Genomic DNA, 21,457 nt, shown 5'->3' on the forward strand with positions numbered 1-21,457 from the left:
CGACCACCGCTAAATCCGGTCCGGGTCACGGGGAGGCCAGGATCCGCTCCCGCAAGGGAGCGTCGGCGTAGCCGTCGGGAGGCAGGCCGTTGGCGGCCTGGAAGGCCCGGATCGCCGCCCGCGTCCGGGGGCCGATCTTGCCGTCGGCGCTACCAGCCGGAAACCCGCGCTCGGCCAGGCGCAGCTGCAGTGCCCGGACGTCCCCGGCACTCGGCATCACCGTGTCACGCGGCCAGTCCCGGGTGAAGGCCGGCTCACCGCGCAGGCGGTCGGACAGGTGCGCCACGCTGAGCGCGTAGGCGAGGGCGGTGTTGTAGCGCAGGATGATCCGGAAGTTGGGCTGGAGCAGGAAGGCGGGCCCGCCCGCGCCCGCCGGCAGGACCAGCGTCGCCGGGCCGCCCTCTTCCGCCAGCGGCTGGACCGGGATCACGCCGCGTTCGCGCCAGGCGGCGATGCTCCGCTCCGTGGTCTCGTCGGCCAGCGCGAGGTCGAACCCCTCCGGCAGCCGCGCCTCGCTGCCCCAGCGCGCCCCGGAGCGCCAGCCCATCGCCACCAGGTAGTTGGCCGTGGAGGCGAGGGCATCCGGCACCGAGGTCCAGATGTCGCGCCGGCCGTCCCCGTCGAAATCCACCGCGTAGGCCTGGTAGACGGTCGGCATGAACTGGGTGTGGCCCATGGCCCCGGCCCAGGACCCGGTGAGCGGCCCGGGGGGGCCCTTGTCCTGAGCCTGGATCTCCAGGGCGGCGATCAGCTCCGCGCGCCAGTAGGGCGCTCGCGCCGTCTCGGTGCAGGCCAGGGTCGCCAGGGCGCGCAGGACGGGGCGGACGATCCCGGGATCCTCGAGGACGCTGCCGTAGGTGGATTCGACCCCCCAGAAGGCCGCCAGGATGAAGCGGTCGACGCCGTATCGGGCCTCGATGGCGTCGAAGGTCGCGGACCACTCCGCCAGCTTGCGTCGCCCCTCGGCGATCCGCGTCTCCGTGAGGGTGGCATCGAGATAGGACCAGATCGGTGTCACGAATTCCGCCTGGCCCTGCGGCGCAGCGGCCACCGCGGCATCCGGCGAGAGGGCGCGCAAGCCGTCCGCCACCCGCGCGGGAACGCCGCGCGCTTCCGCCTCGGCGGCGATCGCCCCGGTGCACCGCTCGAAGGCGAGGGGTTGTGCCCCGCCCCCGGATGCGGCACCCGCGGCGGGGGCCGCGGTCTCGGCCAACGCGGTACGGCCCGCGCCCGGAAGCAGGAACAGGGCGGCCATGACCGAGCGCGCGGCGGCAGGCCCGAGCAGAACCCCGGAGCGTCGCTGGCAGCACCACATGCGGGTCGTCTCCCTCCCTCGTTCCGTCGGGAGCCTAGCGTCGCCGACCCGAAGGCGAAAGCGGCCCCTCGCGACGCGTCGCCCTCCGCGGACCTTCACGGGATCGGCGCGCGCTGGCCCGGCAGCGGCATCAACCGACCGTTGCGAAACCGACGCTGCGCGTTGAGGATGCGGCGAGGGAGGACCACCATGCGTTGCCGGAACCGGCGTGATCGCTTGCGAGGCGGCCGATGCTGATCGCGCTGCTTCTGTTCGTGAGCGCGATCGCGGTCGGCTTCTACAGCCGGGTCATGACGGCCGTCGGATTGTCCGGTCTCGTGGTCGTCCTCTCCGTCGTGGTGTGGATCGCCCGGGGCGACGCCTCCGCCGTCGGCGGGCTCGTACTCCTCGCCCATCTCAGCGCCCTGCAGGCCGGCTACCTGCTCGGCGCCTATCTGCGCGTCCGCGCCGACGACCCCTGACGGTGCGGACGCCTCACCAGAACCAGACCGCCGTCTCGCTGAGTGCCAAGATCGGCCACCACAGGAGCAGGGCCGTCGCGCAGAGAACCAGCACCAGCGACAGGGGCGGACGCCGGTTCGAACCAGGACGGCATGTCTTGAAGCGGAACATGATCGATGCGGCCCGGGACAGTTCGACGTTCGTCTTGGGCTGAACTGCACGGTCCGGGCCGTCGCGGCGGCGAGGGCGACGCGACGACCCGGCGGTGCATTCGGACATCTCTGCGTAACCAAACGCGGGGAAGTGATGTCCGAGGCCCGGTTCGCAAGCAAAATTGCCGCAATGTGGCTCGACTCCCGACCACGTTTGCCGCCTTGCTCCGCGCAAGGGGTCACCATCGATCCGTGCGGCCCCGGGGCGGCGCCGCGCGGCCAGGGAGTTTTGACATGATCGGACGTGGGTATCGGGCGCCGTGGATCGCGGCGGCCTTCGCGGCGCTCGTCTGTGCGACGGGCGGGGCGAACGCGGCGCAGTGCGGCAACAGCGCGGCCGGCTTCGAAGCCTGGAAGCGGGAATTCGCCGAGGAGGCGCGCGGCCGGGCCAGTGCCGCGAGCCTCGCCGCCCTGATGGGCACGTCCTACTCGACGGCGACCATCTCGGCCGATCGCGGCCAGAAGAGCTTCAAGCTCTCCCTCGATCAGTTCCTGGCCAAGCGCGGCGGCACCACCATCGTGTCGCGCGGCCGCGCCCTGAAGGCGCAGAACGCCGCCCTGTTCGATTCGATCGAGCAGCGCTACGGCGTGCCGCCCGGCCCGCTCCTGGCGATCTGGGGCATGGAGACGGGCTTCGGCGCGGTGAAGGGCAACGTGAACACGCTCTCGGCGGTCGCGACCCTCGCGTACGATTGCCGCCGCTCGGCCTACTTCACCGATCAGCTCTACGCTGCCCTCACCCTGGTGGATCGCGGCGTCCTGACCGCAAGCACCCGGGGCGCGGCCCACGGCGAGGTCGGCCACACCCAGTTCCTGCCCAAGAACGTCCTGAACTACGGTGTCGGCGGCAGCCTCGACAGCAGCGCCAACGCCCTCAACTCCACCGCGAACTTCCTCAAGGGCCATGGCTGGCGCGCGGGCGCCGGCTACCAGCCGGGCGAGCCGAACTTCGCGGCCATCCAGGGCTGGAACGCCGCGTCGGTCTACCAGCGCGCCATCGCGCTGCTCGGCGAGCGCATCGACGGCCGCTAGCGGACCCCGCCTCGCTCCGCGCCGGCGCGGAGCGAGGTCGGCCTCAGGGCCGCAGCCCGGCGACGTCGTCGCTGCAGAGCATCAGGTCGGTCGCTCCCGCCACGAGACCGGCGACGGCGCGCAGGTCCTGCGGCTCGCGCGGGCTCGCCGCGACCCGTCCGGCATCGCGCTTGAGGGCGCGGTTGCAGCCGCAGGAGGGCAGGCCTCCGTCGGGGGTACAGGCGTCGTGCTTGCGGCAGGCGGCGTCGAGGGCGTCGATCGGGGCCACATCCATGCCGTCGTTGCCGGGGCCGCAATAATGCCCGTGCATGAGCAGGGTGGGACGCGGCGTCTGACCGGGACCCGTCAGGTCCTGGGCGGCGACGGGCGTGGCGAGGGTGAAGGCTCCGAGAATCAGGGCGAGCGTCAGGGTCCGCATGGCGGGTCTCCGGTCAGAGAATCAGGTCGAGGACATCGTGGCAATCGAGCCCACCGAACGCGTGGCGGCGCCGACGCAGCGGTCGGGCGCGCGCCCGGAGGCAGCCGCGTGCGGCGCGCTCAGGACGGGGCCGCGTCGCGGATGAGCGCCGAGGCGCGATCCGGCCCGGGGCCGGCGGTTCCGATCGTCGGCGATGCGAAGGTCATGGTGGTGAAGGTCATGGTGGCGAAGGTCATGGTGGCGAAGGTCATGGTGGCGAAGGTCATGGTGGCATTGTCCCGCGTCTTGGCAGGACGGATCGAACGCGGGCCGCACGCGCTGGCCGCTTCCGCCGTCCGGTAGACCCCTCGGGCGTTACAACCGGATCGGAACCGCGGCGTTCCATAATTTTCAGAGAGCAGCCGGTCCGGACCCGCGAACGCTGGCCACGCTCAAGCTTGCGTTCGATCATGCGCCATGGAAGCTCGGCAATGAGTCGGAGACCTGTGCGAAGACCTGCATGAAGGCCTGCGCCGGTCTGGCGCCATTAGGAAACCAATTCGTTCCTTTTAAGCGGTGGGCCTCAACAGGCCGCGACGTTCACCGCGAGGCCACCGAGGGAAGTCTCCTTGTACTTCGCCTGCATGTCGTGGCCGGTCTGGCGCATGGTCTCGATGACCTCGTCGAGGGTGACGCGGTGAATGCCGTCGCCGCGCAGCGCCAGGGACGCCGCCACCACCGCCTTGTTGGCCCCGAAGGCGTTGCGCTCGATGCAGGGGATCTGCACCAGCCCGCCGATGGGGTCGCAGGTCATGCCGAGATGATGCTCCATCGCGATCTCGGCGGCATTCTCCACCTGGGCCGGGCTGCCGCCGAGGAAGGCCGCGAGCCCCGCCGCCGCCATCGCGGCCGCTGAGCCGACCTCCCCCTGGCAGCCGACCTCGGCCCCCGAGATCGACGCGCGGGTCTTGATCAAGCCGCCCACCGCCGCGGCGGTGAGCAGGAACTCCCGGGCGCGGGCCTCCGACCAGTCGGGGCAGAAGTCCCGGGCGTAGCGCAGGACGGCCGGCACGATTCCGGCCGCGCCGTTGGTGGGCGCCGTCACCACCCGTCCGCCCGCCGCGTTCTCCTCGTTCACCGCCAGCGCGTACAGGCTGATCCAATCCACGATCTCGTGGGCGGCGCGCGCATTGCGCAGGCGCCCGGCGGTGAGGTCGTCGTGCAGCCGCTTGGCGCGCCGGCGGACCTTGAGGCCGCCGGGCAGCTCCCCGTCCTGGCGTAGCCCCCGGTCGATGCAGGCGAACATCGCGTCGCGGAGGGCATCGAGCCCGGCCTCCACCGCCTCCGGGGCGCGGGTGCCGCACTCGTTGGCGAACTGCACCTCGGCGATGGAGAGGCCCTCGGCGACACAGAGCGCGAGGAGGCCGGCGGCACTGGCATAGGGCAGGGGGCAATCCGCCTCCGCCCCCGATGCGCCCTGCGCCTCCGCCTCCGTCACCACGAAGCCGCCGCCGACGGAGTAGTAGATCTCGCTGTCGAGGATCGCGCCGGCGGCATCGAGGGCGCGAAAGCGCAAACCGTTCGTGTGCAGGGGCAGCACGTCGGTGAAGTTGAACGCAAGGTCTTCGGCCGGGTCGAAGGCCGGGCCCGCGGGAGCCAATCGCTTCTCCGCGCCGAGCGTCGCGACGAGGCCGGCCACCCCGTCCGGGTCGACCGTGCGAGGGTCGTGGCCGAGGAGCCCGAGGAAGATCGCCGTGTCGGTGCCGTGCCCGCGCCCCGTCCAGGCCAGGGAGCCGAAGATCTCCGCCTGGATGCGGGCGAGCCCGGGCAGCCCCGCGGTCCGGGTACGGAAGCGGTGGGCGGCCACCATCGGGCCGACGGTGTGCGAGCTCGACGGGCCGATCCCGATCTTGAAGAGGTCGAAGGCGCTGATCATCGGGTCTCGCGTTCCGGGTGGGACCGACACCCGCGCAGGAACCGCGCCACCGCACTTCGACGATGCGGGCGGGACGTCGGCCGGGGGGCGGCGCCTCGCCTGATACACTGCGGGGTCGGGGCCGCGTATCCCGAATTTGTGCCGTCGGCCCTGGACGGCGGGACCCGATCCCGGCGAATCAGGCCGCCGCGCGGTCGTAATCGGTCCGGTCGACGGCCGAAGCCAGGAGCTCGGCGACCAGGGCGACGAGTTGGTGCCCGTGATAGGGCGTGCGCAGGCGCAGCGACCCCGGTTCCAGGGCCTCGGCGTCGAGCTGGCGCAGCGAGCGCGCGGTGTAGACGACCCCCACGGCCGGGTCGAGACAACGGGCTACGCCGGCGAGCGAAAGGCCGTCCACCGTGTCGCGCACGTCGGCATCGGTCACCAGCACGTCGACGCGGCGCGCGGCGGTCTGGGCGAGGAGCAGGCTCTCGACCTCGCCGGCCGTGCGCGCGCCGAGCACCTCGTAGCCCGACATCTCCAGGCAGCTCGTGGTGATGGAGCGGGTCAATTCGTCTCCGGCGAGGAGAACCACGAGCGGTTGGCGGGACGCGGCCATCATGCGTGAACTTCCTGGGTAAACCGATCTCGCGCGCTTCGGCTTTCAAGTGGATGGTGGCGCGATCGTAGGATCGACCAATTAACGCGTGCTTAAACGACCGGTTTCACGAGGCAACATCAATTCTTTCTATAAGCACACAAGATCGGCAATTTGCAGCACATGCCCACCTTATCAGCATCGACCTGCCCGAAAAGATATCGATCCAAGCAGGCCGACTGCGTCGACTGGATTTCACCCCTGATCTCCGCCTGGAATAAGGGCATTGCCTGGGTGAAAACCGTGCCGCTCCTCATCTCCCCGTGCCTCCGCGTGCACCAGATCCAGGCCGGGCGGGCGATCCCGCCCCGCACTTGGGCCGGTGAAGCAAACTTCCGGCCAGTGCTCGCGATCGGGGAAGGAGCTTTTCCGTTCGGACCGAAAAAAGCCGTTTGCTTCCTTTGACGCACGGACAACTTCGCGCAATCCTAGGAACACAACGACAAACCGGAACACTAATCGAGACAAAATCAGTTTTCACAAGCATGTGATGCGTCCGGTTTTTGTATTCATTCCGTCAAAGGGTCGGTATTCGGGCGCGGCCCCACGGGCCCTGCCGGAACGCGTGGCTCGATCAACGCAGGGGTGGAAAGATGGCCTTTCAAACCGGAATTCGTGACGGCAGCGAACCGATCCGCTTCGCCTACTGGGTCCCCAACGTCTCGGGCGGCCTCGTCATCAGCAAGATCGCCCAGCGCACGAGTTGGGACGCGCCCTACAACCGGCGCCTCGCGCAGATCGCAGAGGAAGCCGGGTTCGACTACGCCCTCACGCAGATCCGCTTCACCGCCGGCTACGGCGCCGAGTATCAGCACGAATCCGTTGCCTTCAGCCACGCCCTGCTGGCAGCCACGTCCAAGCTGAAGGTGATCGCCGCTCTGCTGCCGGGTCCCTGGAACCCGACGCTCGCCGCCAAGCAGATCGCCACCATCAGCCAGATCACGGAGGGGCGTATCGCCATCAACGTGGTCTCGGGCTGGTTCTCGGGCGAGTTCCGCGCCATCGGCGAGCCGTGGCTCGACCATGACGAGCGCTACCGCCGCTCGGAGGAGTTCATCCGGGCCCTGCGGGGGATCTGGACCCAGGACAATTTCACCTTCCGGGGCGATTTCTACCGCTACAGCGACTATACCCTGAAGCCGAAACCCGCCGATCCGCAGCCCGAGATCTTCCAGGGTGGCTCATCCCGGGCGGCGCGCGACATGGCGGCCCGCGTCTCGGACTGGTACTTCACCAACGGCAACACGCCCGAGGGCATCCGGGCCCAGGTCGACGACGTCCAGGCCAAGGCGCGCGCCAACGGCCACGCGGTGAAGGTCGGCGTCAACGCCTTCGTCATCGCCCGCGACACCGAGGCGGAGGCCCGCGCCGTCCTCCAGGAGATCATCGACCACGCCGACCCGGACGCCGTGAAGGCCTTCGGGCACGAGGCGAAGAACGCCGGCAAGGCCTCGCCGGAGGGCGAGGGCAACTGGGCCAAATCGAGCTTCGAGGATCTCGTCCAGTACAACGACGGCTTCAAGACCAACCTGATCGGCACGCCCGACCAGATCGCCGAGCGCATCGTGGCGCTGAAGGAGGTCGGCGTCGACCTCGCCCTGCTGGCCTTCCTGCACTTCCAGGAGGAGGTCGCGTATTTCGGCGAACACGTGATCCCGCGGGTGCGGGCCCTGGAGGCCGCGCGCCGCGAGCGGGCGCAGGCGGCCTGAGCCGAGCCCGTCCCGAACGCGCCCCCTGATCCGGAGATATCCCATGACCATCGCCGTCAGCCCGCCCCCGCGCGACACCGATCGCTGGCCCGACGGGGCACCCGGCCCCGCGCGTCCGGCCGCGCCGGCCCACGTCATCCGCGACGCGGCCGAGGCCCTGCGCGTCGCCCACGCCCTGGCGACAACGTTCCGGGCCGGCGCCTCCGAGCGCGACCGCACCGGGCGCCGCCCCCTGGCCGAGCTCGACGCGTTCTCCCAGAGCGGCCTGTGGTCGATCACCGTGCCGCGGGCCCATGGCGGGCCGGGGCTGTCCTACAGGATCCTGGCCGAGGTGATCGCCCTCATCTCGGCCGCCGACCCGTCGATCGGTCAGATCGCCCAGAACCACCTCGGCATCGTGGCCGCCATCGACACGGTCTCGGACGAGGCCCAGAAGGCCCTGCTGTTCGGCCTCGTCCTGGCCGGTACCCGGTTCGGCAACGCCTTCTCGGAGATCGGCACGCCGCGCGCCGCCGACTTCAAGACCCACTTCGTGGAGGACGGCGACCACGTGGTGGTGCACGGCACCAAGTTCTACGCCACCGGTGCGCTGCTCGCCCACCTCGTGCCCATCGTGGCCCTCGATGGCGAGGGCCGGGCCTGGTACGCCATCGCGCAGCGCAACGCGCCCGGCCTGACGGTGATCGACGATTGGTCGAGCTTCGGCCAGCGCACCACCGCGAGCGGCACCGTGCGGATCGACGGCGTGCGCGTGCCGAAAACCCACCTGGTGCCGGCCTGGAAGGGCTACGCTCAGCCGAGCGCCGACGGGGCGATCTTCCAGATCATCCAGGCGGCCGTGGATGCGGGCATCGCCCGGGCGGCGCTCGCCGAGACCATCGACTTCGTGCGCACGAAATCGCGCCCCTGGATCGACAGCGGTCTGGCGCGTGCCTCCGACGACCCCCACACCATCCGCATCGTCGGCGACCTGACGATCCGCCTGCATGCGGCCGAGGCGCTGCTCGACCGGGCGGGCCTCGCCCTCGACGCCGCCGTGGCCGCCCCCGCTGCCGAGACGGTGGCGGCCGCGCAGCTCGCGGTGGCGGAAGCCAAGGTGCTCACCACTGAGGTGGCGCTCAGCGCCAGCAACACCCTGTTCGAGCTCGCCGGCACCCGTGCGACGCTGGCCGAGCACAACCTCGACCGGCACTGGCGCAACGCCCGCACCCACACGCTCCACGACCCCGTGCGCTGGAAATACGCGATCGTCGGCAATCACGCCCTCAACGGGGTGAACCCACCCTTCCATGCATGGAGCTGACCGGGGACGCCGCCCCCCCGACGCACTCGACGCCGCCTCACGGCCGGCTCGCGCTTGAGAGCGGGCGCCCGCGCGCGAACGGAGGCGCAGGTTCCCACCGAGCCTCTGGCCGTGCGGGCAGAGGCTCCACACCGATCAGACCCGCCGGGATCCTCGCATAGACACCGTCCGCTCCGGGGCGGAGCCGCTCAGGCCGAACGCCGCGCCGCCCCCACCTCGTCCGGATCGGGCGCCTGCCCGAGCCGGGCCGCGAGGGCCTCGAGGGTCCGGTCCAGCAATGGCGACAGACCGGCGATCTCCGCGTCCGTGGCACGGACGGCGCCGGCGCGGGCCTCGGCCTCGATTTCTCCCAGCACCAGACCCAGGGCGCGGCCACCGATGTTCAGGCTCATCGACTTCAGGCTGTGCGCCGCGCGCGCGAGCGCATCGGCATCGCCGCGGCTTGCCGCCACCCGGAGGTCCGCGAGGGCCTTCGGCGCGTGGTCCCGATAGAGGCCGAGCACGCGCGCACTGAAATCGCCGCCGGCCCGGGCCGCCATGTCGATCAATCCCGCGAGTACGTCCTCGTCGAGAAGGCCGGCCGCCTCCCGCTCGGGCGCGGCATCGGGCGCGGCATCGAGCACGGAGAGTCTCGGCGCGCCCGCGCTTTCCGCCTCGGGCACCAGGAAGGCCGCCAGCGTGTCGGCGAGGGCCGCCAGGGTGAAGGGCTTGGCCAGCTTGGCGTCCATTCCGGCCTCGCGCCACGCCTCGGCACCGGCCCCGACCACGTGGGCCGTGAGAGCGACGATGGGCGTGCGGGCGCGGCCCTGCGCGAGAGCCTCGGCCCGAATGGCCTCGGCCGCCGCGTAGCCGTCGAGGACGGGCATGCTGCCGTCCATCAGGATGAGGTCGAACGCCCGGCCGCGACAGGCTTCGAGTGCCGCACGGCCGTCCTCGACCAGGGTGAGGGCGGTGACGCCACAGCGGGCCAGGGCCTCGCGGGCGACCTCGCGGTTCACCGGGCTGTCGTCGGCCACCAGGATGCGCGCGGCGGGGAATTGCGGCAGGCGCCTGCGGGCGGACAGGCGGGTGCCCGGTCCGGAGGCGAACGGCGTCCCGCCGGCCAGGGAGTCCAGGGCCCCGCGCCACTCCTCCTGGACGACCGGCCAGCTCAGGAGATGGTCGGCCCAGCCCGCCTCCAGGACCGGGGCCGCGGCGGCATCGCCGAGGCGCGCCAGGGCCAGGACCCGGCCCGGACCGGTCGGGCGACGCCCCAGGGCCAGGATCGTGGCCGCATCCGCGATCCAGTGCGCCGCCTCTGCCCCGGCCGCCTCCGCCGGACGGCAGGTGAACCCGGCTTCCGCGAGGCGGCGCCCGAGGCTCTCTCGCGTGGCGTCGCCCGACAGCGCGAGCACGATCCCGGCCCCGACCGCGTCCGCACGCCGGACGAGGGTCGGCGCGCCGGAACCGATCGCCTCCAGGGGCAACTCGGCCCAGAAGGTCGAGCCGGCACCGAGCACGCTCTCGACACCCATGCGACCGCCCATGGCGAGGGCGAGGCGATGGGCGATTGAGAGGCCGAGGCCGGTGCCGCCGAAGCGCCGGGTGGTCGACTGATCGGCCTGCGCGAAGGCCGAGAACAGGGTCCCGACCTTGTCGGCCGGGATGCCGACGCCGGTATCCCGGACGCTGAGGCGCAGCATGCCGGCCGCGCCGCGCTCCAGCCGCACCAGGACCGAGCCGGACGGGGTGAACTTCAGGGCATTGTTGACGAAGTTGCTGAGGATCTGGCCGAGGCGCACCGGATCGCCGAGCACCTGGCGCGGTACGTCCGGCGCCACGTAGGCGGCGAGGTCGAGGCCGGTCTCGACGGCCTTCTCGGCGAAGAGCGAGACCACGGTGTCGACGATCTCGGACGGATCGACGGCGATGCGCTCCAGATCGAGCTTGCCCGCCTCCACCTTCGCGAAGTCGAGGATGTCGTTGATGATCGCCAGCAGGCTCTGCCCGGAGCGGGCGACCACCTCGGCGTAACGCTGCTGCCGCTGGGGCAACTCGGAAGCCGCCAGGAGTTCGGCCATCACCAGCATGCCGTTGAGCGGCGTGCGGATCTCGTGGCTCATGGTGGCCAGGAAGGTCGACTTGGCGGCGTTGGCGGCCTCGGCCGCCTGCTTGGCCTCGTGCAGGTCGGCGGTGCGTTCCGCCACGTCGGCCTCCAGGCGCTGCATGTGCTGCGCCAGGCGGGCGTCGCGCTCCCGCACGGTGTCGAGGAGCGCGTTGAACGAGCGCGCCAGCACGCCGACCTCGTCGTCCCGTGCGATCACCGCACCCTGCGTGTAGTCCTGCGCGATGCGGACGCGGTCCATGGTGCCGGCGAGCGCCGCGATCGGCTGGGTGATCGCCCGCTGGATCGCGTAGGAGATCGCGAAGCCCAGGACCATGACCAGGCTCGAGATCAGGGCCGAGGTCCGCAGCAGCGCCAGCAGGCGGTCGTTGAGGTCGGCCAGGTCGGAGACGAGGATGAGATTGCCGACTGTCCGGCCCGCCTCCTCGACGGTCACCGCCACCAGGGCGGTCCGGCTGGTGAGGAGGGCCAGGGGCGACTGCCCCTTTCGAAGGTCGAAATCATCGGTGAGGCGGGCCGTGAGGCCCCGGTCGGCCAGGATCGAGCCGTCGGGCCGCTCGATGGCCGCATAGACGAGCTCGCTCCGGTCTCCCTCCCCGGTTCGGTCGTCCGCCGTCTCGCCGTCGCTCGCCTCGCCGTTGAGGACCCTGGCGTCGCGGGTCTTGCCGATGGCGTTCAGGACGCGGGCCGCCGCCGCCTCGTCCCCGGCCGCCGTGGCCCGCGCGCTCGCCGCCGCGAGCACGTTGGCGATGGCGACGAGGCCGTCCCGCTTGTCGTCGGCGTAGCGATTCACCTCCTGCCAGAGCGAGAGCAGCGTTCCGGCGAGGAAGGCGATCGCCACGGAGGCGCAGACCGCCAGGGCCAGGCGTCCGGCCAGGGTGCGCTGCCGACCCGGACGCCGGGCGGACGGAGGGGTTTGCCGGGAAGGGTCGGGGGCGCGCCGGGGATCGGTCATGGTGGCGACAGCGTACCGGGTGTTGGTTGGAAGGGTCTTAATTGTTCTCCGAGCGCGCCGTCGCGACACGTCCGGAACGGACCCGGAGACAGGCATTCGACCAGCCCCATCCGCAATCAGCACGCGCATCGAGCGTCGAGCCGCGATCAGGCACTGAACCTCCCCATCCCGATCCGGTCATCGGGGGAACGATTCCACGCGAAGTCTTGGCGGCGCAGCCACGAATGCCTCGATGCCTTTCCGGCGGGACAGCGCTTCGTCCGGCTTGCCGGAATCTTAAGTGGTCGGCGCTAGACCAGGGCAGGGCTGCCGACGCCCCCTCGAACGCGTTCCGATCGGCCGCCCGATCCGTATGCCGCCCGTATCCATGTGCGATCCCGCAAATCCTGAACTCGTGAATCCCGATCGCGTTGCCGCAGGTTCTGGCCACGCACCCGGCGGCGGGGGCGGGACGTCGCTGCGCATCGTCCTGGCGCGATCCGGTCCGCGGCGGTTCCGGCAGGATCAGTCGGGCGCCATGGCGGTCGAATTCGCCCTGGTCCTGTTTCCCCTCTGCATCCTGATCTTCTTCGTCCTCGAGAACGCGCTGGTGTTCTGGGTCACGTCCGCGCTGGACAACGGCCTCGATGCCTCGATGCGGCAGTTCTACGTCCAGTCCGGCGCCTCGGCGACCTCGCTCCTCGACGCCGTGCGCGTCGAGGTCTGCCGCCAGGTCAATCCGTTCGTCCGCTGCGAGAACCTGAAGATCGATATCGGCGTCTACGACAGCTTCACCCGGATCGACCGGACCAGCCCGATCGACCCCGCCTCGGGGACCTGGCGGGCGGATTTCGGCGTCCAGCACGGCTGTCTCACGAAGGGCAGCGTGGTGGTGGTCCAGGCCGCCTTCGCGCAGCACACGTTCCAGAAGTTCGGTGTCGTGAAGACCCAGTTTCAGGACGGAAGCTGGCTCATCAATGCCACGTCCGTGCTGCAGCTGGAGGGCAACTCCACCGGCGGCAGCGGCTGTTGAGCCATGGCGGTCGCGCGCCTTCGCTCCGTGATCGCACGCCGTCGGATGGGTGAGCGGGTCGCCGCGGGCTTCGCACGGGCGGAGGACGGCGTCGCGATCGTCGAATTCGCCCTGATCGTACCGGTGCTGCTGCTCATCTACTTCGGAGCGGTGGAGATCACGAGCGTGATGCGCAACGTGCGCAAGGTCGACATCCTGTCCCGCACCATCGGCGACACGCTCTCCCAGCGCACGATGCCGACGGCGGACGAGGTGAACGACGTGTTCCAGGTGGCGCCCATCGTGCTCGCGCCCTTCGACGGCACCGGGGTGCAGATGACGGTGAGCGCGGTCGGGGTGGTGGGCGACACCGAGACGGGCCCGCTGCAGATCTGCTCCAGCGTGGCCGCGGCGGGGTCGCCGGTCCGTGCCCCCGGAACGCCCGCCCCCGTCGCCGTCGCCGACAGCCTGCAGCCGAAGGGGACGCGCCTGCTGCTCGTGGAGATCAGCGCGCCCTACAAGCCGGTGACCGGCTCGTCCCTGTTCAGGGATGGCGGCCCGGGCTTCGTCATCACCCGCAAGACCCTGTGGCCGGTCCGCTACGGCCGGCGCTACGCGAGCATGAGCCCCGAAGTCGTCCTGGGTAGCGGCATCGCCTGCCCGCCGCGCTGAGCGGCCGGGCCGGTCGGCCAGCACGAGCCGCCTGTCGGTGGCGCCCGGCCTACTGCGTGAGCTGCGTGTCGGCCGAGCTCGGTCCGACGCCGGCCGGCACGGGCACGTCGGTGCTGCCGTAGCGGGCGTTCAGCATCAGGTTCGGGCCGTCATAGAGGTTGATCGTCCGGGCGATGATCACCGTGTAGGCCGACTGGTCGGCGACCGGCTTCTTGGAATCGATGATCAGGCGGCCGAGGGGCAGGTAGATGGTCCCCAGGAGCGTGCGGGCATTGTCGCTGATGATGCGGTATTCGCGCAGGGCGATGAACCCGCCGGGCGCGGGCTTGGGCTTGCCTTTTCCGCCGAGCGGCAGCGGCAGGATGGACGGAATGGTCGCGTTGCGGTCCTCGAAGAACAGCAGCCCCGCCAGCAGGCCGGTCTTCGGCGCGGTGAGGCTGATGATGCTCTTCTCGTCGAAGAGCAGGCCGCCGCGCACGCCGGTGAAGTAGAAGCCCGTGTTGACGCCGCTCAGGCTGGCATCCTTGTCGACCACGAGGGGGCCGTCCTTGAGGATGTAGATCCCGGGCTGCAGCGTCACGACCGCGCCCTTGGTGATGTGCAGGCCGCCGCAATAGGTGCCGGGCTGCAGGGTGACGATCCCGCTCACGACGTTGACGCCGTAGGTCGGGTCGTCGATGCCGTCGATGAACTTCTTCGGATCGACGAAGAAGCCGAGGCTGACGCAGGAGCCCGGCGTCGGGCCCTGCCGATCGATCAGGGGATCACGCAGGGCGGGGCACCCGGTGGCCGGCGGCGGCGTGAAGTTGGCGCCCGACCCGGAATAGCCGCCGGCGGAGCAGGTGGAGAGGGCGGTGGCCACCGCCGCGTTCTCGCCCTGGATGCCCTCCGGGTGGGTGGAATTCGAGTAGAGCGAACAATCGGTGGCGGTGATGCGGGCCGCGCTCTCCAGGTGGAAGGCGCCCATCGCCTGGCGGTCGAGGGCGAGCAGGCACAGCCGCGTGGTGCCGGCGAGCTTCGCCGTTGACGAGACGCTCACCTCCAGGCTCGGAATGTTGAGGAGCTTGCCGAAGGACAGGGCGACCTGCTCGCTGAGCGTGAGGCGGACGCCGGAATGGTTGTTGAGCACCTCGGCCGTCACGGCCGGGGGCGCCGCGCTGCCGCTGCGGGCCTGGGCCAGAGCCATGGCCTTGGCGGTGCGGATCGCGGCCGCGTCGTCCGCATTGGCGAGCTTGAACTGGTTGACCCCCGCGATGCTGCCGCTGTCGGCGGCGCGCTGGAGCTCGGCCCGCCGCTTGACCAGGGAGGCGTAGTCGATCGCCACGGCGCTCAGGCCGGTCAGGATCGGAAACAGCAGGGCGACGAGAACGAGGACGCCGCCACGTTGGTCCGTGCGGAAACAGGCGGCAAACTTGGCGGCGTGGGCGGCAGTCATGCCGTTACGCTTACGAGGGGCGGGTTACCGACCTCCTGAAACCGTCCCCGAAAAATCACTGTGTTCGGGCGAAGACAGGATCAAGGTTAAGGTCACGCAACAGGATCCTGGAGTCTTCCTGAAGTTGAGCGCCGCGCCACGACCGGTCTGGTTCAGCGGGTGCGAGACTTCAGGAAGGCTTCCACGCAGGCAGGATCGAAATGACGCCCGGCCTCATCCTGGAGATGGGCCAACGCTTCCGCCGGCAACCACGCCGTCTTGTACGGCCGATCGGAGGTCAGGGCATCGTAGACGTCCGCCACGGCCACGATCCGCCCCGACAGGGGAATGGCCTCCCCGCGGAGGCCGGCCGGATAGCCGCTGCCGTCCCAGCGCTCGTGGTGGGTGGCCGCAATCTCCGCCGCGAGGCGGACCAGACGCGAGTCGCTGCCTTCGAGGATGCGACGGCCGCGCTCGGCATGCGTCTCCATCGTCCGGCGCTCGTCCGCGGACAGGCGCCCGGGTTTCAGCAGGATCGAATCCGGAACGCTGAGCTTGCCGATATCGTGCATGGTGGAGGCCAGGCTGAGCTGCTCCACCTCCTCCGCGGCAAAGCCCAAGCCCTCGGCGATCCGGGCCACGTATTCGGCGACCCGCGCCACGTGGTTGCCGGTCTCCGAGTCGCGATGTTCGACGGCCTTCATCAGCAGGCCGATGATCTCACGCTCGCGGGCGACGATGAGGGCGGTGGCGGCCTTCACCTCGCGATCGAGCCAGGCCGCACGGTCGATCTGCGCCAGGCGCGCCTGGTTGAGGGCGAGCAGATTCGAGACACGGGCGCGCACTTCGACCGGATCGAAGGGTTTGGCGAGGAAATCGGTGGCACCGGCGGCCAGCGCGTCCCGGCGCAGCGCGCGCTGGTCCAGGCTCGTCACCATGATCACCGGCACATGCTCGAAGCCCGGGATGTCCCGGGCGGCGCGGATGAACGCGATGCCGTTCATGCCAGGCATCTCGAAGTCGGAGATGGCGACGCCGATCTCGGCCGGGTGCTCGCGGACGAACGCCAGGGCATCGTCGGGCCGGAGGAAATCACGGGCCGTGCAGCCGGGAAGGTCGCGGAGAGCCTCCACCATCAGCATGTTGTTCAGGGGCGCATCATCCAGGATGAGCACGAACATCAGAGCAGCCTTGAGTCAACGCGCCTCGCCGAGGCCTTCCTTATACCGGAGGGATTGCCGCCGGACCTTTAACGAAGATACCCAGGGGCGCTTGACCCGCCTCCGGGGACGCTTGCTCCGCGCCTGCGCGGCCATGCCCTGTCCGGCTCCCGCGCGAGGTCGGGCGCCCCTCGATCCCGCTCCGCGCTCGCAGCCGGAAACACCCGCACGCCCCACCGGCTTCGAAGGCGGACGACGCGCTCCATCCGTGGCCGGCGGCCGGCCCAAACAGGTGTGCTCCCCCGGAGCCGCGCCGGACATCCGTGTGCGGCCGCACCCGCCGGACCCGGATCGCTGCATGCCAGCGTTTCGTCGGGCGGGTCTGCCGGGCTCCGGGTGCAAGGCGTATCTTAAGCAAGACGTATCTTAAGACCGTAATCATCGTTTTCATTGCGGAATGCGGTGACGCACACCTCTATTCGGGAACCTGGACCGTGGATATCGAGACCGCCAAGATGCTGGTGGGGGCTGCCCTGATCGTGGCCATCGGCAGCTTCACTTTGCTGACCGTGGGCTGGACCGTTCGGGACATGCTGACCGACCTGCGGGCCGGCCGCGCCGAGCGGGCACGGGCGTCCACGGCGGATTAATCCGGGGACGCCCCAGCGCCCTTTGACGCGGGGAAAACCGGCCTTCCAAACGCGCCCGCCATCTGGAGATCGCGCGGGCGTGATCCATGTGCTGGGTATGAACTTCATCCCATCGCATCGGCATCTTCAGGATTGTTCGGAGACCCACGCCGTCCGCATCCAGGCCGCGGCCCGCGCGGTCGCGGACCGCGCGGGCGAACGCGCCGATGCCCTCGACCGGGACGGCGGTTTTCCGGCCGAGGACATCACCCACGCGCACCGGGCCGGGCTGCTCGCCGCGCCGCTGCCGGTAGCCCTGGGCGGGGCCGGTCTCGACGCCCCCGCGATGGCGCCGGTTCTCGCCGATGTCCTGGCGCAGATCGGCCGGGGCAGCCTCGCCCTCGGTCGCCTCTACGAAGGCCACGTCAACGCCTTGTCCCTGGTGCTGCGCTATGCGGAGCCGGCGGTGATCGAGCGGCTGGCCGGCGACGTCCGTGCCGGACACCTGTTCGGCGTTTGGAATACCCAGCCCCAGGCCGGCGGCCTCAGCCTCGAGAAAGCCGGCGGCCTCAGCCCCGAGGAAGCCGGCGGCCCGAGCCTGGCAATCCCCGACGGCCCCGCACCGGCCGGGGACGCCTGGATGCTGGCGGGGGTCAAGTCTTTCGCCTCCGGGGCCGGCTCGGTCACCCGCCCCCTGGTCACGGCGCGCCGGCCCGACGGCCGCCAGCAGATGCTGATCGCGGATCTCGAGACCGGGACCCGGGCCGACCTGTCCGGCTGGCAGGCCCAGGGTATGCGGGCCTCGACCTCCGGTCTCCTCGACTTCACCGGCCTGCCCGCCGGCCCCGGTTGCTTCGTCGGTGGCCCGGACGACTACTTCGCCGAGCCGCACTTCTCCGCCGGCGCCTGGCGCTTCGCCGCGGTACAACTCGGCGGCATCGAGGCGGTGTTCGACGTCCTGCGGGCGCATCTGCGGGCCACCGGCCGCGGCGGCGACCCGCATCAGGCGGCCCGCCTGGGTGAGGCCGCGATCGCGGTGGAGGGCGCCCGCCTCTTCGTGGCTCAGGCCGCCCGGCTCGCCGCCGACCCCGGGGCGGAGCCGGACCGGGTGATCGCCTACGTCAATCTCACGCGTCTCGCGGTGGAGCGGGCCGGCCTCGACGTGCTGGAGCGGGCCCATCGCTCCGTGGGATTGGCGGGCTTCCTCAGTCCGCATCCCCTCGAGCGGCTGGCGCGCGACCTGGCGACCTACCTGCGCCAGCCCGGGCCTGACCGGGCCCTGACCAGCGCGGCGGCCTACGTCCTCGGCGATGCGCGACCGGCGGACCGGCTCTGGCGCGATTCCGCCGGGGCGCCGGGCCCCGACGAGGGTCCGGCCGATCTTTAGGCGGTGACGGTGATGACACGCTCCCCACATACGCTGCCGCCGGATTACTTCACGGACCTCTACGCCGCGAACCCCGATCCGTGGGACTTCACCACCAGCCCCTACGAGCACGCCAAGTACGAGGCCACCCTGGCGGCGCTGGGCCGCGAGACCTACCCGGAGGCCCTGGAGGTCGGCTGCTCGATCGGCGTGCTGACCCGCCGGCTGGCCGACCGTTGCGCGGCGCTGCTCGCCCTCGACGTGGCCGAGGCGGCCCTCGATGCCGCCCGCGCCCGTTGCACGGCGTGCCCCCAGGTCGCGTTCCGGCGCGCCGCGGTGCCGGCGGAGTGGCCCCCCGGCCGGTTTGACCTCGTGGTGCTCTCCGAGGTGCTGTACTTTTTCACGCCCGAGGACCTGGCCCACATCGCCGTGCGCCTGGCGGCGGCCCTGAAACCGGGGGGCGAGGTCATCCTGGTCCACTGGCTCGGGGAGACGAACTTCCCCTTGAGCGCCGATGCGGCGGTCGAGACGCTGATCGATCTCACCCGCGGTGCCCTCGAACCCGACCGCAGGGGCCGCACCGAGCGCTATCGCCTCGACGTGCTGCGGGCGCCCACGTGACCCGCCCGCCGATGGCGGAGGATCCGGGACCGTCCCTGGTTCACCGGCACGCCGCCTGGGTGCGCCTGACGCATTGGCTCAACGCCGTCGCGTTCCTTGCGCTCCTGGTCAGCGGCATCGCGATCCTGCTCGCCCTGCCGCGGCTGTTCTGGGGCGAGACCGGAGCCAACGGGGCGCCGGCCGCCCTCGACCTGCCGTTGCCCGTGAACCTCGAACAGACGGGCTGGGGCCGCAACCTGCACTTCCTCGCGGCCTGGGTGCTCGTCCTCAACGGGGTCGTCTACCTCATCGTGGCCTTCGTGGGCGGTCACTTCGCCCGCGACCTCGTGCCGGATCGCGATCAGCTGGCCCCGGGCCACCTCGCCCGCGAGATCGCCGACCATGCCCGCCTCAAGCCGGCACGCGGACGCGAGGCCCTGCGCTACAACGCTTTGCAGAAATTCGCCTATCTCGTCGTCCTGTTCGTGCTGTTTCCGCTGATGGTGCTCACCGGGCTCACCATGTCGCCGGGGGTCACGGCGGCCTATCCGGAGCTCTTCGCCCTGTTCGGCGGCCGGCAATCGGCGCGCACCCTGCACTTCGCCGTCGCCTGCCTGCTCGTGCTCTTCCTCGTGGTCCACGTGGCCCAGGTCTTCGTCGGCGGGGCCGGCAACCTGATGCGGTCGATGATCACCGGACGCTTCCGGGTTCCGCCGGCGACGACCCGCCCCCCCTTCGCGGAGCCCCCCGATGCGTGACCTCTCGCGCCGCCGCCTGCTCACCGGCTCCGGCAGCCTGATCGGCGCCGGCCTCCTCGCCGGCTGCGACGCCCCAGCGCTGTCGCGGCTCGCCACCCCCTACGACTGGAGCAACGGCCTGACCTTCGCGGTCCAGCGCTGGCTCCAGCGCCACCAGCCCCTGGTGCGCGAGTTCGGGCCGGAGGCGCTCTCGGCGGTGTTCCCGACCATCAACACCACCGACCCGGACAATCCCGATTACCGGCGCTCGAAGGCGCTGGGTTTCTCCGACTGGACGCTTCCGGTCACCGGCCTCGTGGCGCGCCCGGGGAGCTTCTCCCTGGCCGACCTGAGGGCGATGCCCGCCCGCACCCAGATCACGCTTCATGCCTGCGAGCAGGGCTGGTCGGCCATCGGCGGCTGGACCGGCGTGCCGCTGGCCCACCTGCTGACCCAGGTCGGGCTGCGGCCGGAGGCGCGCTTCATCGTGGTGCGCAGCGTCGATGGCTGGTGGGACAGCTACGACCTGTTCGACGCCCTCCATCCGCAGACCATCCTCGCCTACGGTATGAACGGCGGCGACCTGCCGGTGGCGCACGGGGCGCCGGTGCGCCTGCGGGTCGAGCGCCAGCTCGGCTACAAGAGCCTGAAGTACATCAGCGCCATCGAGGCCGTGGATCGGGTCGAGGGCCTCGGCAAGGGGCGTGGCAGCATGGTCGCCGAGCTCGGCTTCCCCTGGTACGCGGGTATCTGACCTCACGCGGCGCGTGTAACCGGGCGCTGTCGGACCGTATAGGGAGCTTCGGCAACCGTTGAACGGACAGCATTGGGCGTAATCGCTCCAACCGCATCGATCGTCGGAAACATGACAAATCAGTCCTCGTTACGTTCCAAGCCAATCTGATAACGCCATGTTAAGCATGCAGTTGTTTGCTCCGGTCGGAATGCAAATCCGGACGGTCCCACAACGATGCGTGTGTCTCTGAAATCCATCCTGATCGGTTCGGTAACCCTGCTCGGCGTGGCCGCGGCGGGTCAGGGCGTGGTCAGCGTCGTGAAGCTCAGGGCGATCGAGCGCGAGGTGAACGAGGTCGCGACAAACTGGCTTCCCTCCGTCAACGTCGTGAACACGATCAGCACGGCGACGCGCGACGTGCGGGTGAAGCTGTACCGCTTCGTCGTCGCCTCCGAGACGCCGCAGGCGCTGGCCGAGAACGAGGCGGGCCTGAAGACCGCCATGAAGACCCTCGACGGCCTGCGCCGGACCTATGAGCCGCTGATCAGCTCCGCCGAGGAGAAGGCGCTCTACGACACCTTCACGCCCCTGTGGACGCGCTACGGCGAGGGCCAGCAGCAGGTCATCGACCTCATGAAGGCCGGCCGCAAGGCCGACGCCCTGGCGCTCACCACTAGCGCCGCGATGGCCGACCTGAACAACGGCGCCATCCGGGCCCTGCAGCGGGCCGTCGACTTCAACCGGGAGGGCGCCCAGAACAGCACCGCGCTGAGCCTGGCCAGCGCCGGCTCGGCCATGCTGACGGCCTGGATCGCGATGACGATCTCGATGGTGGCGGCCATCGGCACGATGCTGTTCAGCCTGTTCGGCGTCGCGCGTCCGATCGAGCGCATGACGCGCACCATGGGCAGGCTGGCCGGGGGCGACACCAGCGTGGACATTCCGTCCCGGACCCGTCGCGACGAGATCGGCGACATGGCCGCCGCCGTGAGCGTGTTCCGGGACAACCTGCTCCAGACCCGCAAGCTCGAGGAGGAGACGGTGCTGGCGCGGGCTGGGGCCGAGGCGCAGCGCCAGGCGGCGATGCGGGCGATGGCCGACAGCTTCGAGG

At 70.7% G+C, this 21,457-nt stretch carries 21 protein-coding genes; 12 read left to right on the forward strand and 9 right to left on the reverse strand.

Features of this window, described 5'->3' with window-relative positions; genetic code table 11:
* Positions 1–25: 25 nt before the first annotated feature.
* Positions 26–1,315, reverse strand: coding sequence for a lytic murein transglycosylase (locus CRT23_RS21965; protein WP_245436474.1), 1,290 nt, complete (start codon positions 1,313–1,315; stop codon positions 26–28).
* Between the two features lie 230 nt (positions 1,316–1,545).
* Here CRT23_RS21965 and CRT23_RS21970 point away from each other — a divergent pair, with 230 nt between their 5' ends.
* Positions 1,546–1,776 (forward strand): hypothetical protein, encoded by a 231-nt coding sequence (locus CRT23_RS21970; RefSeq protein WP_055958346.1) that lies wholly within the window; start codon positions 1,546–1,548, stop codon positions 1,774–1,776.
* Positions 1,777–1,789: 13 nt separating this feature from the next.
* Here CRT23_RS21970 and CRT23_RS28610 read toward each other — a convergent pair whose 3' ends face one another.
* The gene (locus CRT23_RS28610) at positions 1,790–1,927 is read right to left on the reverse strand and encodes a hypothetical protein (RefSeq protein WP_181017427.1); all 138 of its coding nucleotides are present in this window, start codon (positions 1,925–1,927) and stop codon (positions 1,790–1,792) included.
* Positions 1,928–2,202: 275 nt separating this feature from the next.
* Between CRT23_RS28610 and CRT23_RS21975 the strand changes: the two genes are divergently transcribed.
* A complete protein-coding gene (locus CRT23_RS21975) occupies positions 2,203–3,000 on the forward strand; it encodes a lytic transglycosylase domain-containing protein (protein ID WP_055958339.1) in 798 nt (265 codons plus the stop codon).
* A gap of 43 nt (positions 3,001–3,043) precedes the next feature.
* Here CRT23_RS21975 and CRT23_RS21980 read toward each other — a convergent pair whose 3' ends face one another.
* The 4 genes from CRT23_RS21980 to CRT23_RS21990 form a co-directional block, all read right to left on the reverse strand.
* Entirely contained in the window at positions 3,044–3,418 is a 375-nt protein-coding gene (locus CRT23_RS21980) for a hypothetical protein (RefSeq protein WP_103711798.1), read from the reverse strand.
* A 119-nt stretch (positions 3,419–3,537) separates the two neighbouring features.
* Positions 3,538–3,684, reverse strand: a complete 147-nt coding sequence (locus CRT23_RS28615) for a hypothetical protein (protein ID WP_181017428.1) — start codon at positions 3,682–3,684, stop codon at positions 3,538–3,540.
* Positions 3,685–3,980: 296 nt separating this feature from the next.
* Positions 3,981–5,333: an L-serine ammonia-lyase gene (locus CRT23_RS21985; RefSeq protein ID WP_055958333.1), complete on the reverse strand. Its 1,353-nt coding sequence runs from the start codon at positions 5,331–5,333 to the stop codon at positions 3,981–3,983.
* A 178-nt stretch (positions 5,334–5,511) separates the two neighbouring features.
* On the reverse strand, positions 5,512–5,934 hold the full coding sequence (locus CRT23_RS21990; protein ID WP_103711799.1) for a response regulator: 423 nt from the start codon (positions 5,932–5,934) through the stop codon (positions 5,512–5,514).
* Between the two features lie 629 nt (positions 5,935–6,563).
* Here CRT23_RS21990 and sfnG point away from each other — a divergent pair.
* Positions 6,564–7,679, forward strand: coding sequence for a dimethylsulfone monooxygenase SfnG (gene sfnG, locus CRT23_RS22000; RefSeq protein WP_103711801.1), 1,116 nt, complete (start codon positions 6,564–6,566; stop codon positions 7,677–7,679).
* Between the two features lie 43 nt (positions 7,680–7,722).
* Positions 7,723–8,982: an SfnB family sulfur acquisition oxidoreductase gene (locus CRT23_RS22005; RefSeq protein WP_103711802.1), complete on the forward strand. Its 1,260-nt coding sequence runs from the start codon at positions 7,723–7,725 to the stop codon at positions 8,980–8,982.
* Between the two features lie 188 nt (positions 8,983–9,170).
* Here CRT23_RS22005 and CRT23_RS22010 read toward each other — a convergent pair whose 3' ends face one another.
* Positions 9,171–12,041 carry an ATP-binding protein gene (locus CRT23_RS22010; RefSeq protein ID WP_103711803.1) on the reverse strand — a complete coding sequence of 957 codons (2,871 nt, stop codon included), beginning with the start codon at positions 12,039–12,041 and terminating at the stop codon, positions 9,171–9,173.
* Between the two features lie 517 nt (positions 12,042–12,558).
* Between CRT23_RS22010 and CRT23_RS22015 the strand changes: the two genes are divergently transcribed.
* Together CRT23_RS22015 and CRT23_RS22020 are read left to right on the forward strand one after the other, a co-directional pair.
* Positions 12,559–13,053, forward strand: coding sequence for a TadE family protein (locus tag CRT23_RS22015; RefSeq protein WP_181017429.1), 495 nt, complete (start codon positions 12,559–12,561; stop codon positions 13,051–13,053).
* 3 nt (positions 13,054–13,056) lie between these two features.
* Positions 13,057–13,704, forward strand: a complete 648-nt coding sequence (locus CRT23_RS22020; RefSeq protein ID WP_103711805.1) for a TadE/TadG family type IV pilus assembly protein — start codon at positions 13,057–13,059, stop codon at positions 13,702–13,704.
* Positions 13,705–13,753: 49 nt separating this feature from the next.
* Here the strand turns inward: CRT23_RS22020 and CRT23_RS22025 are convergent, their stop codons facing one another.
* The gene (locus CRT23_RS22025; protein ID WP_055958313.1) at positions 13,754–15,139 is read right to left on the reverse strand and encodes a pilus assembly protein TadG-related protein; all 1,386 of its coding nucleotides are present in this window, start codon (positions 15,137–15,139) and stop codon (positions 13,754–13,756) included.
* Positions 15,140–15,291: 152 nt separating this feature from the next.
* Entirely contained in the window at positions 15,292–16,299 is a 1,008-nt protein-coding gene (locus CRT23_RS22030; RefSeq protein ID WP_103711806.1) for an HD domain-containing phosphohydrolase, read from the reverse strand.
* 473 nt (positions 16,300–16,772) lie between these two features.
* On the opposite strand from CRT23_RS22030, the gene CRT23_RS28620 reads away from it, so the two are divergent.
* From CRT23_RS28620 to CRT23_RS22055, 6 genes are all read left to right on the forward strand, one after another.
* On the forward strand, positions 16,773–16,928 hold the full coding sequence (locus tag CRT23_RS28620) for a hypothetical protein (protein WP_181017430.1): 156 nt from the start codon (positions 16,773–16,775) through the stop codon (positions 16,926–16,928).
* Positions 16,929–17,007: 79 nt separating this feature from the next.
* Positions 17,008–18,294, forward strand: coding sequence for an acyl-CoA dehydrogenase family protein (locus tag CRT23_RS22035; RefSeq protein ID WP_245436475.1), 1,287 nt, complete (start codon positions 17,008–17,010; stop codon positions 18,292–18,294).
* 12 nt (positions 18,295–18,306) lie between these two features.
* On the forward strand, positions 18,307–18,894 hold the full coding sequence (locus CRT23_RS22040) for an SAM-dependent methyltransferase (protein ID WP_103711814.1): 588 nt from the start codon (positions 18,307–18,309) through the stop codon (positions 18,892–18,894).
* Between the two features lie 11 nt (positions 18,895–18,905).
* A complete protein-coding gene (locus CRT23_RS22045; RefSeq protein WP_103711808.1) occupies positions 18,906–19,631 on the forward strand; it encodes a cytochrome b/b6 domain-containing protein in 726 nt (241 codons plus the stop codon).
* A complete protein-coding gene (locus CRT23_RS22050) occupies positions 19,624–20,364 on the forward strand; it encodes a molybdopterin-dependent oxidoreductase (protein ID WP_103711809.1) in 741 nt (246 codons plus the stop codon). Before CRT23_RS22045 ends, CRT23_RS22050 begins: the two co-directional genes overlap by 8 nt.
* Positions 20,365–20,580: 216 nt before the next feature.
* A partial coding sequence (locus CRT23_RS22055; protein ID WP_146056461.1) for an MCP four helix bundle domain-containing protein occupies positions 20,581–21,457 on the forward strand: 877 nt, incomplete at its 3' end.

This window comes from Methylobacterium sp. V23, assembly GCF_002917135.1.
Lineage (GTDB): Bacteria > Pseudomonadota > Alphaproteobacteria > Rhizobiales > Beijerinckiaceae > Methylobacterium.

Bases quoted from the DNA above. Each gene is read 5' to 3' on its own strand.
- sfnG (WP_103711801.1), top strand. From the start codon at position 6,564: ATGGCCTTTCAAACCGGAATTCGTGACGGCAGCGAACCGATCCGCTTC.
- CRT23_RS22040 (WP_103711814.1), top strand. From the start codon at position 18,307: ATGACACGCTCCCCACATACGCTGCCGCCGGATTACTTCACGGACCTC.
- CRT23_RS22015 (WP_181017429.1), top strand. From the start codon at position 12,559: ATGGCGGTCGAATTCGCCCTGGTCCTGTTTCCCCTCTGCATCCTGATC.
- CRT23_RS22030 (WP_103711806.1), bottom strand. From the start codon at position 16,299: ATGTTCGTGCTCATCCTGGATGATGCGCCCCTGAACAACATGCTGATG.
- CRT23_RS21985 (WP_055958333.1), bottom strand. From the start codon at position 5,333: ATGATCAGCGCCTTCGACCTCTTCAAGATCGGGATCGGCCCGTCGAGC.
- CRT23_RS21980 (WP_103711798.1), bottom strand. From the start codon at position 3,418: ATGCGGACCCTGACGCTCGCCCTGATTCTCGGAGCCTTCACCCTCGCC.
- CRT23_RS22020 (WP_103711805.1), top strand. From the start codon at position 13,057: ATGGCGGTCGCGCGCCTTCGCTCCGTGATCGCACGCCGTCGGATGGGT.
- CRT23_RS22050 (WP_103711809.1), top strand. From the start codon at position 19,624: ATGCGTGACCTCTCGCGCCGCCGCCTGCTCACCGGCTCCGGCAGCCTG.
- CRT23_RS21990 (WP_103711799.1), bottom strand. From the start codon at position 5,934: ATGATGGCCGCGTCCCGCCAACCGCTCGTGGTTCTCCTCGCCGGAGAC.
- CRT23_RS28615 (WP_181017428.1), bottom strand. From the start codon at position 3,684: ATGACCTTCGCCACCATGACCTTCGCCACCATGACCTTCGCCACCATG.
- CRT23_RS21965 (WP_245436474.1), bottom strand. From the start codon at position 1,315: ATGTGGTGCTGCCAGCGACGCTCCGGGGTTCTGCTCGGGCCTGCCGCC.
- CRT23_RS22010 (WP_103711803.1), bottom strand. From the start codon at position 12,041: ATGACCGATCCCCGGCGCGCCCCCGACCCTTCCCGGCAAACCCCTCCG.
- CRT23_RS28610 (WP_181017427.1), bottom strand. From the start codon at position 1,927: ATGTTCCGCTTCAAGACATGCCGTCCTGGTTCGAACCGGCGTCCGCCC.
- CRT23_RS21970 (WP_055958346.1), top strand. From the start codon at position 1,546: ATGCTGATCGCGCTGCTTCTGTTCGTGAGCGCGATCGCGGTCGGCTTC.
- CRT23_RS22025 (WP_055958313.1), bottom strand. From the start codon at position 15,139: ATGACTGCCGCCCACGCCGCCAAGTTTGCCGCCTGTTTCCGCACGGAC.
- CRT23_RS22045 (WP_103711808.1), top strand. From the start codon at position 18,906: ATGGCGGAGGATCCGGGACCGTCCCTGGTTCACCGGCACGCCGCCTGG.
- CRT23_RS22005 (WP_103711802.1), top strand. From the start codon at position 7,723: ATGACCATCGCCGTCAGCCCGCCCCCGCGCGACACCGATCGCTGGCCC.
- CRT23_RS21975 (WP_055958339.1), top strand. From the start codon at position 2,203: ATGATCGGACGTGGGTATCGGGCGCCGTGGATCGCGGCGGCCTTCGCG.